Origin of the sequence: Brevundimonas sp. Leaf363, assembly GCF_001424025.1 — a bacterium.
Taxonomy (GTDB): domain Bacteria; phylum Pseudomonadota; class Alphaproteobacteria; order Caulobacterales; family Caulobacteraceae; genus Brevundimonas.
The window spans coordinates 446,162-460,552 of record NZ_LMPZ01000002.1; the positions used below are offsets into that span (position 1 = coordinate 446,162).

Annotated in this window: 18 protein-coding genes and 1 tRNA gene; 10 read left to right on the forward strand and 9 right to left on the reverse strand. The window is 68.6% G+C overall.

Annotation, left to right across the window (positions count from 1 at the left end):
- Positions 1-34 precede the first annotated feature (34 nt).
- From ASG17_RS05165 to ASG17_RS05185, 5 genes are all read left to right on the forward strand, one after another.
- Positions 35-517 carry a Dps family protein gene (locus tag ASG17_RS05165; RefSeq protein ID WP_056100118.1) on the forward strand — a complete coding sequence of 161 codons (483 nt, stop codon included), beginning with the start codon at positions 35-37 and terminating at the stop codon, positions 515-517.
- Between the two features lie 171 nt (positions 518-688).
- On the forward strand, positions 689-1,798 hold the full coding sequence (locus ASG17_RS05170; protein ID WP_235560361.1) for a cell wall hydrolase: 1,110 nt from the start codon (positions 689-691) through the stop codon (positions 1,796-1,798).
- Between the two features lie 85 nt (positions 1,799-1,883).
- Positions 1,884-3,833 (forward strand): PAS domain-containing protein, encoded by a 1,950-nt coding sequence (locus ASG17_RS05175; RefSeq protein ID WP_082496125.1) that lies wholly within the window; start codon positions 1,884-1,886, stop codon positions 3,831-3,833.
- Positions 3,834-3,884: 51 nt separating this feature from the next.
- On the forward strand, positions 3,885-4,292 hold the full coding sequence (locus ASG17_RS05180) for a response regulator (RefSeq protein ID WP_056100123.1): 408 nt from the start codon (positions 3,885-3,887) through the stop codon (positions 4,290-4,292).
- Between the two features lie 154 nt (positions 4,293-4,446).
- Entirely contained in the window at positions 4,447-5,184 is a 738-nt protein-coding gene (locus ASG17_RS05185; protein WP_056100126.1) for a sulfotransferase domain-containing protein, read from the forward strand.
- A gap of 3 nt (positions 5,185-5,187) precedes the next feature.
- Here the strand turns inward: ASG17_RS05185 and trxB are convergent, their stop codons facing one another.
- Positions 5,188-6,192, reverse strand: coding sequence for a thioredoxin-disulfide reductase (gene trxB, locus ASG17_RS05190; protein WP_056100130.1), 1,005 nt, complete (start codon positions 6,190-6,192; stop codon positions 5,188-5,190).
- A gap of 65 nt (positions 6,193-6,257) precedes the next feature.
- On the opposite strand from trxB, the gene ASG17_RS05195 reads away from it, so the two are divergent.
- Entirely contained in the window at positions 6,258-6,542 is a 285-nt protein-coding gene (locus ASG17_RS05195; protein WP_056100133.1) for a hypothetical protein, read from the forward strand.
- A 3-nt stretch (positions 6,543-6,545) separates the two neighbouring features.
- Here ASG17_RS05195 and ASG17_RS05200 read toward each other — a convergent pair whose 3' ends face one another.
- The 4 genes from ASG17_RS05200 to ASG17_RS05215 form a co-directional block, all read right to left on the reverse strand.
- Entirely contained in the window at positions 6,546-7,544 is a 999-nt protein-coding gene (locus tag ASG17_RS05200) for a mitochondrial fission ELM1 family protein (protein ID WP_056100136.1), read from the reverse strand.
- Entirely contained in the window at positions 7,535-8,008 is a 474-nt protein-coding gene (gene greA / locus ASG17_RS05205) for a transcription elongation factor GreA (RefSeq protein WP_056100139.1), read from the reverse strand. The genes ASG17_RS05200 and greA overlap by 10 nt, the downstream gene beginning before the upstream one ends.
- A gap of 131 nt (positions 8,009-8,139) precedes the next feature.
- Entirely contained in the window at positions 8,140-8,322 is a 183-nt protein-coding gene (locus ASG17_RS05210; RefSeq protein ID WP_056100141.1) for a hypothetical protein, read from the reverse strand.
- 35 nt (positions 8,323-8,357) lie between these two features.
- Complete coding sequence (locus ASG17_RS05215) at positions 8,358-9,023, reverse strand: glutathione S-transferase family protein (RefSeq protein ID WP_056100143.1); 666 nt, start codon at positions 9,021-9,023, stop codon at positions 8,358-8,360.
- A 58-nt stretch (positions 9,024-9,081) separates the two neighbouring features.
- Between ASG17_RS05215 and ASG17_RS05220 the strand changes: the two genes are divergently transcribed.
- Positions 9,082-9,618 carry a DNA-3-methyladenine glycosylase gene (locus ASG17_RS05220; RefSeq protein WP_056100146.1) on the forward strand — a complete coding sequence of 179 codons (537 nt, stop codon included), beginning with the start codon at positions 9,082-9,084 and terminating at the stop codon, positions 9,616-9,618.
- Here ASG17_RS05220 and ASG17_RS05225 read toward each other — a convergent pair.
- The 3 genes from ASG17_RS05225 to ASG17_RS05230 form a co-directional block, all read right to left on the reverse strand.
- Positions 9,602-10,216 carry an alpha-ketoglutarate-dependent dioxygenase AlkB gene (locus tag ASG17_RS05225; RefSeq protein ID WP_082496127.1) on the reverse strand — a complete coding sequence of 205 codons (615 nt, stop codon included), beginning with the start codon at positions 10,214-10,216 and terminating at the stop codon, positions 9,602-9,604. The two genes, ASG17_RS05220 and ASG17_RS05225, sit on opposite strands and share 17 nt — an antisense overlap.
- Positions 10,217-10,222: 6 nt before the next feature.
- On the reverse strand, positions 10,223-10,399 hold the full coding sequence (locus ASG17_RS15655; RefSeq protein ID WP_200935032.1) for a hypothetical protein: 177 nt from the start codon (positions 10,397-10,399) through the stop codon (positions 10,223-10,225).
- 61 nt (positions 10,400-10,460) lie between these two features.
- Positions 10,461-10,533 (reverse strand) — tRNA-Ile (locus ASG17_RS05230).
- A gap of 183 nt (positions 10,534-10,716) precedes the next feature.
- Between ASG17_RS05230 and ASG17_RS05235 the strand changes: the two genes are divergently transcribed.
- A complete protein-coding gene (locus ASG17_RS05235) occupies positions 10,717-11,481 on the forward strand; it encodes an SIMPL domain-containing protein (protein ID WP_056100149.1) in 765 nt (254 codons plus the stop codon).
- Positions 11,482-11,625: 144 nt separating this feature from the next.
- On the opposite strand, the gene panD is transcribed toward ASG17_RS05235, so the two are convergent.
- Positions 11,626-11,982 (reverse strand): aspartate 1-decarboxylase, encoded by a 357-nt coding sequence (gene panD / locus ASG17_RS05240; protein WP_056100152.1) that lies wholly within the window; start codon positions 11,980-11,982, stop codon positions 11,626-11,628.
- 202 nt (positions 11,983-12,184) lie between these two features.
- Between panD and sppA the strand changes: the two genes are divergently transcribed.
- Both sppA and ASG17_RS05250 read left to right on the forward strand, forming a co-directional pair.
- Complete coding sequence (sppA, locus tag ASG17_RS05245) at positions 12,185-13,969, forward strand: signal peptide peptidase SppA (RefSeq protein WP_056103111.1); 1,785 nt, start codon at positions 12,185-12,187, stop codon at positions 13,967-13,969.
- Positions 13,970-14,067: 98 nt separating this feature from the next.
- A complete protein-coding gene (locus ASG17_RS05250; protein WP_056100155.1) occupies positions 14,068-14,391 on the forward strand; it encodes a hypothetical protein in 324 nt (107 codons plus the stop codon).

A 14,391-nucleotide genomic window follows, 5' to 3' on the forward strand; every position in this document is an offset into this window, starting at 1 on the left:
GCTGAGTATCGACATCCCACCCCCCGGAGCAAGCATGACCGCCGCGAAGATCGACACGGGCCTGAGCAAGAGCGAACGCTCTAATGTCGCCGGCGAGCTGACGAAGGTGCTGGCGGACAGCTACGCCATTTACCTGAAGACCCACGGCTACCACTGGAATGTGCGCGGGCCCGAATTCTTCAGCCTCCACAATCTGCTGGAACAGCAATATCGCGACATCTGGGGCGCGCTGGACGACGTGGCGGAACGGATCCGCGCGCTGGGCGAACTGGCGCCGCAAGGCTACGCCACCTTCGCCAACCTGACCTCGATCAAGGACGGCGACCCGGAGAAGGACGCCCAGGCCATGCTGGACGACCTGATCCGCGACCACGGAACGGTCATCGGCACCATGCGCGACGCCCTGACCAGGGCGGACGAGGCGGGCGACGACGTGTCGGTCGACCTGCTGACTCAGCGTCTGGCGGCGCACGAGAAGTTCGCCTGGATGTTGCGCTCCAGTCTGGGCTCGCGCTGATCAGGGACGTGGCGTCGGATATGCGCCGGCTTTGACGTGTAAGTGCAACACCGTCGCCGTTTGGGTGGCGAGAGATGAGGACTGATGGTGCGGCCGGGTAGCCGAGGCAGGGTGTGGACGGGGCGAGCGATCGCCGCCGCGCCTGCCGTGCTGGCCGCTCTGGGGGTGGCCATGGCCGCCAGCTCCGCACCGCGCCCTGATGTCGATCGGACGGCCGAGGCCGTCGCGCAGGTGACGCGCGGGGACCTGTCGGACAAGGGCATGAGCGCAATCCGCGCTCGCCTCGACGCCGCCCAGCTGGCCGAGGCCGAGCGGCATGACCCGACCCTGCGCAACCCCGCGCTCTATGGCCTGACGCCCGGGTGGGAAAGCCTGACGCTGGGGGGCAAGCCGAGCCTGGACCTGGGCGCCAACGGACTTGACGCCCAGCGCATGAACGCCGCCATGCCGATGGCCAGCGGCGCCTTGCGACCCGCCCGTCCCTTCGTCTTCCGTCCCGCGACGGCCGAGGATCGCCGCCGCGCGCTGCGCTGCCTGACGCAGGCCGTTTATTATGAGGCCGCGCTCGAGCCGAACGAGGGCCAGGAGGGTGTGGCGCAGGTGGTGCTGAACCGCGTGCGGGATCCCAACTACCCCAATAGCGTCTGCGGCGTGGTGTTCCAGGGCGCCGAGCGCATCACCGGCTGCCAGTTCAGCTTCACCTGCGACGGGGCGCTGGGGCAGGCGCCGGTCGGTTGGGCATGGGACCGCGCCAAGCGCGTCGCCGAGCGGGCCCTGTCGGGTTATGTCGCGACGAAGGTCGGGACCGCGACCCACTATCACGCCGATTACGTGCATCCCTGGTGGTCGCCCACCCTGGCCAAGATCACGCAGATCGGGGCGCACATCTTCTATCGCTGGAAGGGAATTTACGGCGACACCGCAGCCTTCCGCCAGACGCCCGCAACGCACGAGCCCCTGATCGACGAAGCCCGGTTCTCCCGGCCGCGCGTGCAGGTGGCGCCGACGGCCAAGTCGCCCGAAGAGGCCCAGGCCGAGGTGCTGGCCCAGGCGCTGGCCGGCAACGGGATCGCCATGCGCACCGTGCAGATCGACGGGCAGACACGCGTCGTCGGCGCCGCCAGCCTGGGCGGGCGGCGCACGGCGACCCCCGCCGACATCGCCGCCATCAACGAGCGGATGAAGGCGTTTGAAAGCCCGGCTGCACCCGCCCCCGCCGCTGCGCCTCCTCCGGGCGTCACCGCGATGGACGTCGAGGAAGTCGGGCGTCCAGCGAACTGATCGCCGACCGCCTTGCAACGCCTCTGGCGGGGTGGGCATTTACTGAAACCTTCCGCGCTTGTGCGGACGAGCTCCAGGATCCGCGTTGAGTTTCACCCCAGCCCACTCGCCGGATTGGACCGAAGGCCAGAGGCTGGAGGCGCTGGCGTCCTACGATATTCTCGACACGGGACCGGAAGCCGGCTTCGACGAGCTGGTCGAACTGGCGTCGGAGATCTGCGGCGCGCCCATCGCCCTGGTCAGTCTGATCGACGTCGACCGCCAGTGGTTCAAGGCGCGCATCGGTCTGGACGATGCGGAGACGGCGCGGGATGTGTCGTTCTGCCAGTACGCCATGCTGGGGCAGGGTCCGATGGTCGTGACCGACGCGACGGTCGACCCGCGCTTCAAGGACAACGCCCTGGTGACCGGAGGGCCGCGCATCGGCTTTTACGCCGGCGCTCCGCTGAAAAGCCGGGACGGCGTGCCCCTGGGCAGCCTTTGCGTGATCGACACCCAGCCGAGGCCGGAAGGGCTGACGCCGATCCAGACCCGCACGCTGGAGGTGCTGTCGCATCAGGTGATGGCGCAGCTGGAGCTTCGCCGCGCGCTGCGCGAGCGGCAGCGCAGCGAAGACGCCACACGGCGCGCCCTGGCGGCATCGCAATACGTCGGGGCCTGGGACTGGGACATCGAGGCCGATCGGGTCGTGGCCGATCCGCGCTTCGCCGCGATGTACGGGGTCGATATCGCCACGGCCGCGACGGGCGCGCCGATCGCCTTTTTCACCGATGCGATCCATCCTGACGATGCAGAGCGGGTTCAGGCCGAGATCGAGCGGGCGATGGAGGCGCTCGGCCACTTTGAAAGCGAGTACCGGCTCGTCGCTGACGGGAAGGAGCGCTGGGTGCTGGCGCGCGGCCAGGTCTATGCCGACGCTCTGGACGCCCCTTCGCGGTTCCCCGGCGTGATCATCGACATCACCGCGCGCAAGAAGGTCGAGACGGAGCTGGCGTCCACCGTCGCCGCGCTGAAACAGAGCGAGGCCGGGTTCCGCGCCCTGGCCGACTCCATGCCGCAGATGGTGTGGTCGACCCACCCCGACGGCTTCCACGACTACTACAACGCCCGCTGGTACGAGTTCACGGGCGTGGCGCCCGGCTCGACGGATGGGGAGGGCTGGAACGAAATCTTCCACCCCGAGGATCAAGCCCGCGCGTGGGAGATCTGGCGCCGGTCGCTCGAAACGGGCGATCCGTACGAGATCGAGTACCGGCTGCGGCACCACTCGGGCGTCTACCGCTGGACGTTGGGACGGGCGAGCGCGGTGCGTGACGACGCCGGCCGCATCACCCGATGGTTCGGCACCTGCACCGACATCGACGATCTGAAGCGCGTCGAGCAGGGCAAGGAGCTGCTGAGCCAGGAGCTGAGCCACCGGATCAAGAACATCTTCGCGGTGGTCTCGGCGCTGGCGGCCTTGTCCGCGCGGCAGTTCCCCGAAGCCAAGGCGTTTGCCGCATCGCTGCGCACGCGGATCAACGCACTGGCGCGCGCGCACGAGTTCGTTCGGCCCCACTCCGAAACCTCGCGCCCCATTGTGGGCTCCATGACGCTGCACGCCTTCCTGAGTTCCCTGTTCCGCCCCTATGCGGACGAGAACGGCGTGCCGCGCGTGCGGGTGTCGGGCGACGATGCGGTGTTCGACGACCAGGCGGCGACCTCGGTCGCGCTGCTGTTCCACGAACTGGCCACCAACGCCGCCAAATACGGCGCATTGACCATGCCCCACGGCCAGGTGGACCTGACGACCGAGGCGGACGACGACCGTTATCGGCTGATCTGGCAGGAGACCGGCGGGCCGACGATCACCGCCGCGCCGGAAGGGGCGGGATTCGGCACGGCTCTGGCGACCCTGTCCGTCGAGGGTCAGCTGGGCGGCAAGCTGACACGCGAATGGCGGGCCGAGGGCTTGAGGATTGTTGCCGACTTGCCACGAACCGCGCTTTCGCGGCGTCGGGCCGCCGAAAAGGCGGTCAGCGCACATTTGGCGTGAAACCTGCAGCGGCGGACGGCGTTCACCGTGCCAGCGCCGAAAAGAAGTCTGATGACCGCCCGGATCCTCATCATCGAAGACGAAGCCCTTGTGGCCATGGAGCTTCGCTTCGTGCTGGAGGACCTTGGCTACTCCGTCGTCGGAACTGCCGCGGACGCGCGCACGGCCCGTAATCTGGTCCGCGAGAACGAAGTCGACCTGGCTCTGGTGGACATCCACCTGTCCGACGGCCCGACCGGCGTGACGGTGGGACGCGAACTGGGCGAGGACATGGGCGTCACCGTCCTGTTCATGACGGCCAACCCCGGCATGGTGCGCGGCGGCGTGGCGGGCGCCATCGGCGTTCTTTCGAAACCGACGGACGAGCGCGCCGTGCAGACCGCGGTCGATTATGCGCTGCGCCGCCGCCAAGGCCAGCCGGTCGAGTTCGCACCTCCCGAGCTGCACGTTTTCGCCTGACGGCAGGCGAAACGGCCTGGCCGACGGCGCATCCGCGGCCGGCCCCTTGCACCGCGTTTTCGATTGACAGGATGATGCGTGGCGCCGTCTTGAGGGCCGGGGCGTCGCTCACGGTTCTGTGCGCGCGACGAAAGTCTGAGGGTTCAAGGGTCGAATGGAAGCCGCGGCTACCGAAGAAAAGAAGATCATCGTCTGCGGATACCCGAAAAGCGGGAACACCTGGGCCTCGCGCCTCATCGCAGAGACGCTCAACTGCCCGGTGAAGGGGTTCTTCGGCGCTGAAAACCAGCGCGAGATCGCCAAGGAAGGCAAGAACCGCCAGTCGGAGTTCGCCCTCTACAAGGCGCACCAGCGGCACCGCGTGCTGAAGGAAATGCAGCCCTACCACTCGGTGATCTACATCGTGCGCGACGTGCGCGACGTGACGGTCTCGGGCGCCCACTATTTCAACAAGGCCAAGCACGATGCGTGGCGCGACGAACGCGGCCTGCCCCACCTCGACAAGTTCGAGGCCATGACCCAGACGGTCATCAAGGGCGGCGTCTACGGACACTGCCGTCGGCCGTGGGGCCAGCACGTTCGCGGCTACCTGGACAACGGCGCCTTCTACATCCGTTACGAGGATCTGCTGGCGAGGCCTGAAGAGGTGCTGACCCGCATCCACGATCACGTGGGCATTCCGGCCGACGCCGACCGCATGCAGCAGGCGATCCAGAACCAGTCCTTCGACGTGGCCAAGGCCCGCTACGAAGAGAAGGGCGAGGCCCGCAAGGCCAACTTCCTGCGCAAGGGCGCATCGGGCGGTTATGCGGACGAGCTGACGGCGGACCAGATCGAGCGGCTGGAGACGGCCTACCGGCCGCTGCTGGAACGGCTCGGCTACGCGGTCTGAGGCCTACCAGGCCCCGATCTTCTCCGCCTCCTGGTGGCTGATCGGGTGGCCGGCGGCCTTATGATCCTGTTCGGCCAGGAACCGGACGGCCTCCAGCGCGGCCATGCAGCCCATGCCGGCGGCGGTGACGGCCTGGCGATAGACGTCGTCGGTCACATCGCCCGCGGCCCACACGCCCTCGACGTCCGTCGCGGCGGTGCCCGGCTTGACCCGGATATAGCCGCCCGAATTGGTGCTCAGCTGACCGGCGAAGACCTCTGACGCCGGGGCGTGGCCGATCGCGATGAAGACGCCGTCCGCCGCGATCTCGCGCGTCTCGCCCGACTGGACGTTCTTGAGCCGCACGCCGGTGACGTTGCTGGCGCCGTTCTCTGTCAGGCCCAGCACCTCGTCGACGGCGACGTTCCAGATCACCTCCACCTTGGGATTGGCGAACAGACGATCCTGCAGGATGCGTTCGGCCCGAAACTCGTTCTTGCGGTGGATGACCGTGACCTTGGAGGCGAAGTTGGTCAGGAACAGCGCCTCCTCGACGGCGGTGTTGCCGCCGCCGACCACGACGACCTCCTTGCCGCGATAGAAGAAGCCGTCGCAGGTCGCGCAGGCCGAGACGCCGAAGCCGCGATACTGCTGCTCGCTATCCAGTCCCAGCCATTTGGCCTGGGCGCCGGTGGAGACGATGACGGTCTCGGCGAACATCTCGCCGCCCATGTCCAGCGTCAGGCGGAAGGGGCGGCTGGACAGGTCCACCGCGGTGACGATGTCGTGGATGACCTCGGTCCCGACGTGCTCGGCCTGGGCCTGCATCTGCTCCATGAGCCAAGGGCCCTGGATGGTCTCGGCGAAGCCGGGATAGTTCTCGACGTCGGTGGTGATGGTCAGCTGGCCGCCAGGCTGGATGCCGGCGATGACCACCGGCTTCAGCATGGCGCGCGCGGCGTAGATGGCGGCGGTCCAGCCGGCAGGGCCGGACCCGATGATGGCGACTCGAACGGTGCGGGATGTCATGGCGCCTATGTAGGGCTTTGCACGCCGTCGTGCGATGGTCATGGCGAAGCAGGGGGGGCACGGTCATGTCGAAATCAGCGTTCCTGCCGATCGGCATCGGGCTGGGCGTCGCGCTCGGCACGGCTTTCGGCGTGGCGATGGACAATCTGGCGCTGGGCATCGCCTTGGGCGTGGCGATCGGCGCGGGATCGGGCGTGGCCATGTCAGACTCCGACACGGCGTCTAGAAAGAAGGACGGCAAGGACGGAAGCGAAGCGGCCTTTATCGCCGATGGCGGGTCCCAGAAGTCGTCACACAGTCACCATGACGATGGCGGGTCGGATGGCGGCGGCGACGGCGGCGGCGACTGACGCCTAGCGCACCGCCATGGCTTCCAGCACCGCCCGTGCGGCGCGTTCGGTTTCGGCAAGGGGCTCGTAGCTCCAGTGGGACAGCCTGCCGTCGAACGGTCGGGCGGCGCCGCGCTGGATCAGATCGTCTTGCAGGCGGTCGAACTTGGCCGCCCGGCCGATCCGGCGCATGGGCAGGATGTGGACCGGCTTACCGGTCGAGGCGGCCTCCACCACCATGTTGGCGCTGTCCTCGGTGACCAGGATGTGGTCGGCGCCGTCCAGAAACGCGAACAGCGGATTGTCGCCTTCGCCGTCCCAGATCCAGCCCGGCGTCGTCGCTAGTGCGGCGGTCAGCGCGGCCTTGGCCGCCTCGGGCGTTCGGCGTGAGAACGACAGAAGGACCGATCCGCCCACGGCGGCGACCGCGTGGGCGATCCGTTCGCCCAGCGCCCGTGCGTCCTCGACCGGCAGATCGAACGCCTTGGAGCGCCCCCCGATCATCACGGCCACGCGCGGGCGGGGCAGGGGTGCGATCCGGTCTTCGAAGGCGGGCGCCGCCTCGGCCAGGCGGGCGGGCGTGATCCGGTGAGGAGATCCGGTGATCTCGAACACCGCATCGCCCTCCAGCGCGTCATGCATGGGGGCGACGACCAGATCGAACAGGCGTGGCGGCAAGCGCGGGTCCTGGGTCTGGACCACGAAGGGCCGCGGGCCTGGACGGCGCTTGCGGGCGATGGAGAGGGGCAGGGTGGCGCGGCCGGTGGCGATCCATAGATCGGGCTCGCGTTCGCCCGGCGCCGGTTCGACCGCATCCGACGATGGATCGAGCATCCATGGCCGCTTCAGCGCACTGGGCCATTTGTCGAAGAACGGCCGCCAGCGGATGCGCTTGACGACGACATGCGCAGACGTAAGGCGCTGGACGGCCTCGGCCAGCCCCAGCGCCTGGTTTTCCATGCCGGCCCGGCCGTCCGAGACGGCCCAGATCAGAAGCGAACCCTCGGTGGGGTCTACTTCCACTCGACCTTGGTGATTTCGTAGGCCTTGACGCCGCCGGGGGTGTTCACCTCGACCACGTCGCCGATCTCCTTGGAGATCATGGCGCGCGCGATGGGGGAGGCGATCGACACCTTGCCGGCCTTCACGTCGGCTTCGTGTTCGCCGACGATCTGGTAGCGGGCCTCTTCCTCGGTGTCCTCGTCGACCACGGTGACGGTGGCGCCGAACTTGACCTGGGCGCCCGACAGCTTGGACACGTCGATCACCTGAGCGCGCGACAGCTTGTCCTCGATGTCGGCGATCGATCCCTCGATCCAGCCCTGGCGTTCCTTGGCGGCGTGATACTCGGCGTTTTCGCTGAGATCGCCGTGTTCGCGGGCCTCGGAGATGGCGGCGATGACGCTTGGCCGTTCCACAGACTTCAATTGCTTGAGTTGATCGTCGAGGACGCGATAGCCCTCGGCCGTCATCGGCACTTTTTCCATAGAGACGAGAGTTTTCTAGTTACGCCCGATGTCGGGAGGGAAGGACTCAAGACAGAACCGATCGGGGGGCGTCCGCGATCGGGCCAGAGATAATAGGGCATTGACGCCCCAGACTCAAGGTGGGGTGACCCTCAGGCGCCTGCGCGGTGACGCAGGACACCGCGGATCAGGCTGTAGGTCAGCCACGCCAGCAGCGCGACGCCCGCCAGCATGAAGACGCCGGATATCAGTCCCGCGCCGGCCGCGATGATGGCGATAACGAAGGCGACCGCGGCCAAAAGGCCGGTAATGACTTGAAGGACACCGAGTTGCATCCGCCGTTAACGGCTCGAGGCGTCCAAGGTTGCCCTCACGCATAACTATAAGGGCCGCCCCGCTCGAGCGCGCGCTGATAGGCCGGTCGGGCGTGGATGGCGGTCAGGAAGGCGTCCAGCCTGGGCCGTTCCGCCCGCCTGAACGCCCGCTGCGCCGCAGCCTCGACCGGGAAGCTCATCATGATGTCGGCGGCGGTGAACTCGGCCCCCGCGAACCAGCCGGTGGCCGCCAGCTCGCCCTCCCAGTAATCCGCGTGCGCCTTCAGCTGCGGGTCGATGAAGCTGGACTGCGCCTTGGCGGCGATGGCCTTGGCGATGGGGCGGATGACGGCCGGCGCGCCTGACGGCAGCCGTCCGAAGACCAGCTTCAACAACAGTGGCGTCATGGCCGAGCCCTCGGCGTAATGCAGCCAGTAGGTCAGCTTGCGATCGTCCGCGCTGCCGGCCGGCGGCTGAAGGCGGTCGCCGGCGTAGGTGGTCAGCAGGTGCTCCACGATGGCGCCTGTCTCGGCCACGATGATGTCGCCGTCCTCGATCACCGGCGACTTGCCCAGAGGATGGATGGCGCGCAGTTCGGGCGGCGCCAGATAGGTCTTCGCGTCGCGCTGATACTTCTTGATCTCGTAGGGAAGACCAAGCTCTTCCAGCAGCCACAGAACCCGCTGCGAGCGGCTGTCGTTCAGGTGATGGACCGTGATCATGGGAGGCTCCGATTTGACGGCACCAGAGCCCGGAACGCGGGCCGACGTCCAGAGGCTGATGTCGCAGGACGCCGCAGCCGCGGCGCGCGGGCTGATCGGCTGGACGCTGCTGGTCGACGGCGTCGGCGGCGTCATCGTCGAGACCGAGGCCTATGACGTCGGCGACCCGGCGTCGCACAGCTTTCGCGGGCCGACGAAGCGCAATGCGCCGATGTTCGGGCCGGTCGGGCGGGCCTATGTCTACCGCATCTACGGGCTGCACTGGTGCCTGAACGCCGTCGTCGATTCGGCCAATGCGGGCAGCGCGGTCCTGATCCGGGCGCTGGAGCCGACGCACGGGATCGAGGTGATGACGGATCGCCGCCGGGGCCTGGGGCTGCGCGACCTGTGCGCCGGGCCGGGACGCCTGTGCGAGGCGCTGGGCGTGACCGGCGCGCACGGTGGGCTGAGCTTGGGCGACCCGCCGTTTCAGCTGATGCCGCCCGCGGCGTCGAAAGCGGTCACGAGCGGCGTCCGCATCGGCGTCACCAAGGGCGCCGAGACGCCGTGGCGTTTCGGCCTGGTCGGCTCGCGCTTTCTCAGCCGGAAGTTCTGAAGCTGCGGAAGGTGACCGAGTAGCGCAGCCGCTCCATCGGCACGATCGAATGCTCCCATTCCGTTCGCGCGGGTCCGTCCAGCAGATAGGCCGAGCCCGGCCGCAGAGGCGCGCTTAAGCGGTCGAACCCGTCCGCCCGACGCCGCCGAAAGCGCATGACGCAGGGCTCAAGCAACGACAGGCCGATCACCTTGTCGAACTGCGGCCGGTCGCGGTGCCAGCCGATCCCGGCGCCGGGCGCGTATTCGGTCACCAGCGCCTGGGCAAGCGCCGGCGCCTCGAGGCCGCCGAACGCCGCCGCCAGATCTCGCAATGACATCAGCCAGCCCGGCATGGCGTCGGCTTCGCTCAGCCGGCCGGCCGAAAAATCGTATCGCCAGCCATAGGAGACGATCCGCCGGAAGCCCTTGTAGCCTTGGAAGTCGAAAGCCTCGAACGGCAGGTCGGCCATCCGGGCCACGGTCGCATCAGCCAGGGACGGCGACAGCACCTCGTCCTGATAGATCAGGCCGGGCGGCCCGGGCGGCGCGTCCGTCGACGCGGCCGCCCCGAATAGATCGGCCTGTCGCGCTGGAGGGGACGTCGCGGCGCGGGCCATCCGCGATCAGGGCTTCCTCTTGAAGGTGTCGCCGACCTCGCGGGCAGGACCGGCGTCGGGCCCGCCCAGCGACTGCTCCATCTTGCCGGACTTCTTGGCGGCCTTGGCCGAATCGGAGGGCGTCGCCGCCTCGACGGGCATGGCGCCGTTCTTCTCGCGGCCGTCGGTCTGTTTCTCTGCCATCACATATCTCCTTGCACCGGGAGGGAGCGGATGGCGCGCCCGCTTGTTCCGCCGCGGTCGCTAGGCCTGGAGGGACTCGAACCCCCAACCAGACCGTTATGAGCGGTCGGCTCTAACCATTGAGCTACAGGCCCAGCGACGCCGCGGCGACGGCCGGGCCTAGCAGGCGCCGCCGGTCGCGAAAAGGGCGCCGTCCGTGCGCAGGCTTGACCATTATGAACGATCGGCGCCGTCTCTTCGTTGTCCGTCGTTCAGGATCGCCCGGTCATAGAGCCGGGACCACCACGGGCTGTCGGCCCAGACCAGAGGATACGTCCATGACCCGCACCTTTCGCGCCATGATGCTGTCGACCGCCCTGGCGGCGGGGGTCACGGCGGCAACCGCGCCCGCGATGGCGCAGTCCCAACCGAACGGAGGCGCTCCCTTGCAGATCCAGGCCGTGACCGCGACGCCCGCGCTGAACCTGTCGGCTTACGGCGAGGTCAAGATCGCGCCGGACATGGCGACCGTCTCATTCGGCGTGGTGACCGAGGCGACGACCGCCCAGGCCGCCATGGCCGACAACGCCCGCCGCATGGCCGAGGTGTTCGCCGCCCTGGGCCGCGCCGGGATCGCCGAGCGGGACATCCAGACCTCGGGCCTGAACCTGTCGGCCCAGTACGACTACGTCGAGAACCAGCCGCCCCGCCTGCGCGGCTATCAGGCCTCGAACCGAGTTACGGTGAAAGTGCGCGACCTGACCAAGGTCGGCTCCACCGCCGACGCCGTCGTCGCCGCCGGCGTCAACCAGATCGACGGCATCGGTTTCGGCCTGACCGACCCGACCGAAGCGGAAAACCAGGCGCGCCTGCTGGCCGTCCGGGCCCTGCAGTCCAAGGCCGCCCTGTATGCGCAGGCCCTGGGCGTGCGTCTGGGCGACCTGCGGTCCTTCTCGGAAGGCGGCGGCTATGCGCCCCCGCCTCCGGCGCCGCCGATGATGTTCGCCCGTGCTCAGGCGATGGACTCGGCCTCGACCTCGGTCGCCGGTGGCGAGCTGTCGGTGCGGATCGACGTGACCGGCGTCTACGACATCAGCCGCTGATCGCGTCTCCTCCCCATCGCGTAGGCGGTGGGGAGGTGGCTCGGCCATCAGGCCGAGACGGAGGGGCTGTTCAAGCGCGGCGCTCGGGGCGCGCCCCTCCACCACTTCGTGGTCCCCCTCCCCATTGCATGGGGAAGAAATGCCCTAAGCCGCCCGCTTGATCTCGTTGTCGTCGTCCAGCAGCACCACGTTGGGCGACCACTGGCGGGCTTCCTCGGCGGGCAGCTGGCCGTAGGTGACCACGATCACCTTGTCGTTCTTCTGCACCAGGCGCGCCGCGGCGCCGTTGACGCCGATGACGCGTGAGCCGCGCGGGGCCTCGATGGCGTAGGTGGTGAAGCGCGCGCCGTTGGTGATGTTCAGCACATCGACCTGTTCGTGGGGAAAGATGCCGGCAGCGTCCAGCAGGTCTATGTCGATGGCGATCGAGCCTTCGTAATCCAGGTCGGCCTGGGTCACGGTGGCGCGGTGCAGCTTGGACTTCATCAAGGTGACCAGCATGGCGGTCTCCGATCCGTGCGGGCGACAGGTCCCCGCGTTCGGCCGGCATATAGGGATCGGCGGTGGTCTGGGCAATCTCTCATGCTGCGACGCAGCGAAGCGCGGCCGTTTCGCGCGTTACGCGACGTTCATTTGACGGTGACGAGCGGCCCCCTATGCTTTGCGCGGGGCCGAGCTTGGCCGCGCGGGACCGACCTTCTCGATGAAACAGTTCTTCCTGACCGTGCTCGGCGTCTTCGCCGGGCTGGTGCTGTTCCTGGTCGTGATGCCGATCGTGCTGATCAGCATGGCGGTGGCCAGCGCTTCGGGACCGGAGACGCCGTCGACCGGCGTGCTGGAGCTGGACCTGCGCGAGGGCCTGTCGGACCAGGCGTCCTCCAATCCGCTGGCGGCGTTCGGCGGGTCGAAGATGTCGGTGCTGCAGGTCGTGGACGTGCTGCACCAGGCGTCCGAGGACCGCTCCATCAAGGCCCTGCTGGTGCGCCTGCCCGAGGGCGGCATGACGCCCGCGTCGGCCGACGAGGTGCGCCAGGCGATCCGCCGCTTCCGCGCCGCCGGCAAGCCCGTCCTGGCGCACAGCCAGGGCTTCCAGCCGTCGGGCGCGGTGATGTCCAGCTATATGGTCGGCGCCTCGGCCTCCGAGCTGTGGATGCAGAACACCGCCAGCTTCCAGGCCACGGGCTTCTCGTCCGACCAGATCTTCCTGGGTCGCGCTTTCGAAAAATACGGCGTCCGCGCCGATTTCGAGCAGCGCTACGAGTACAAGAACGCCGTCAATGAATACACCCAGAGCGACTTCACCCCCGCGCACCGCGAGGCGATGACCGCCTGGATGACGTCCATCTACGACACCGCACTGGCCAGTGCGGCCGGCGACCGCAAGATGACGCCCGCGGCGCTGAAGACCGTCATCGAGGCTGGGCCCTATACGGCTGAACAGGCCCGTGCGGCTCGCCTGATCGACAAGGTCGGCCAGGTCGAGGAGGTCGAGGCCGAGGTCAAACGCCGCGCCGGGCGCGGGGCCGAGATCATCGAGTTCGGCGAATACGCCTCGGCCCAGGGCGAACGCACCGGCTCGGGCCGGAACACCATCGCCATCATCGGCGGGGAGGGCGCGATCGTCACCGGTCGCGGCGGCGGCGGCTCGCCGTTCGGGGCCAGCGAAAGCATCCGGTCCGACGACCTGGCCGGCGCCATCTACGACGCGATCGAGGACAAGAGCGTCAAGGCCATCGTCCTGCGCGTGTCCTCGCCCGGCGGCTCGCCCGAGGCGTCGGAACAGATCCTGGCCGCCGTGCGCGCCGCCAAGGCGGCGGGCAAGCCAGTGGTGGTCTCCATGGGCGCCTATGCGGCGTCCGGCGGCTACTGGATCAGTTCCGAGGCCACCGAGATCGTGGCCCAGCCGTCGACCCTGACCGGCTCCATCGGGGTGTTCGGCGGCAAGTTCGTCATGGACGGCCTGCTGGGCCGGTTCGGCGTGGACATGCGCAACCTGTCGGTCGGCGGCGAATACGCCGACGCCTTCTCGCCCACGCAGAGCTTCACGCCGGCGCAGCGCGCGGCCTTCGCCGGGTCGATGGACCGGATTTACGACGACTTCATCGCCCGCGTGTCGACCGGGCGGAAGCTGCCGCCGGCGCGGGTGCGCGAGATCGCGCGGGGCCGTGTCTGGACCGGGGCGCAGGCCAAGGCGCTGGGCCTGGTCGATCATCTGGGCGGCGTGACCGAGGCGATCGCGCGCGCCAAGGCGCTGGCGAACATCCCTCAGACCGAGGCGGTGCGCTTCAAGCACTTCCCCGAGGCCCAGTCGCCTTGGGAGGCGCTGTCGGCCGCCTTCGGCGTGCAGAGCGAGGCGGCGAAGGCCTTGGTCATGCTGGGCGGCGTCATGGCCGATCCGCGGATCCAGGCCGTGACCCGCGAGGCGCGCGCCGAGGACATGCGGGACGGCGGCGCCGTCGTGCTGGCGGACCAGCCGTCCTTCTACTGAGGCATTTCGCCTCTGGCGGGCGGTGTCCTTGACCGCACGATCCGTTGAGCCGACATTCATCGGTGACGTGTCATGAAGGCCCGTCGCGAGGAGTTTCGATGACCTACACTGACCCGCTGGCTCGGATCGGTTTTGGCGCCAGGAGCCGGTCCGCCGGGCTTCTGACCCCGTTCATCTGGATCGTCGGCGCCATCGCCGGCGCCATCGCCATGACGGTCGGCGCCGTGCTGGCCGTGGTCACGGCGGCGGCTCTGGCCGTCATCGCCGTCATCGCGGGCTGCCTGGTCTTCTTCGCCGGTCTGGCCATGCGAGCGCGCGGCGTTTCCAACCGGCGCGACCGGCGTGCGGGCGACGACGTCATCGAGGCCCGCAAGGTCGACGGCGCCTGGGTCGCCTACGGCTGGGAACGTCAGGGCCGCTGA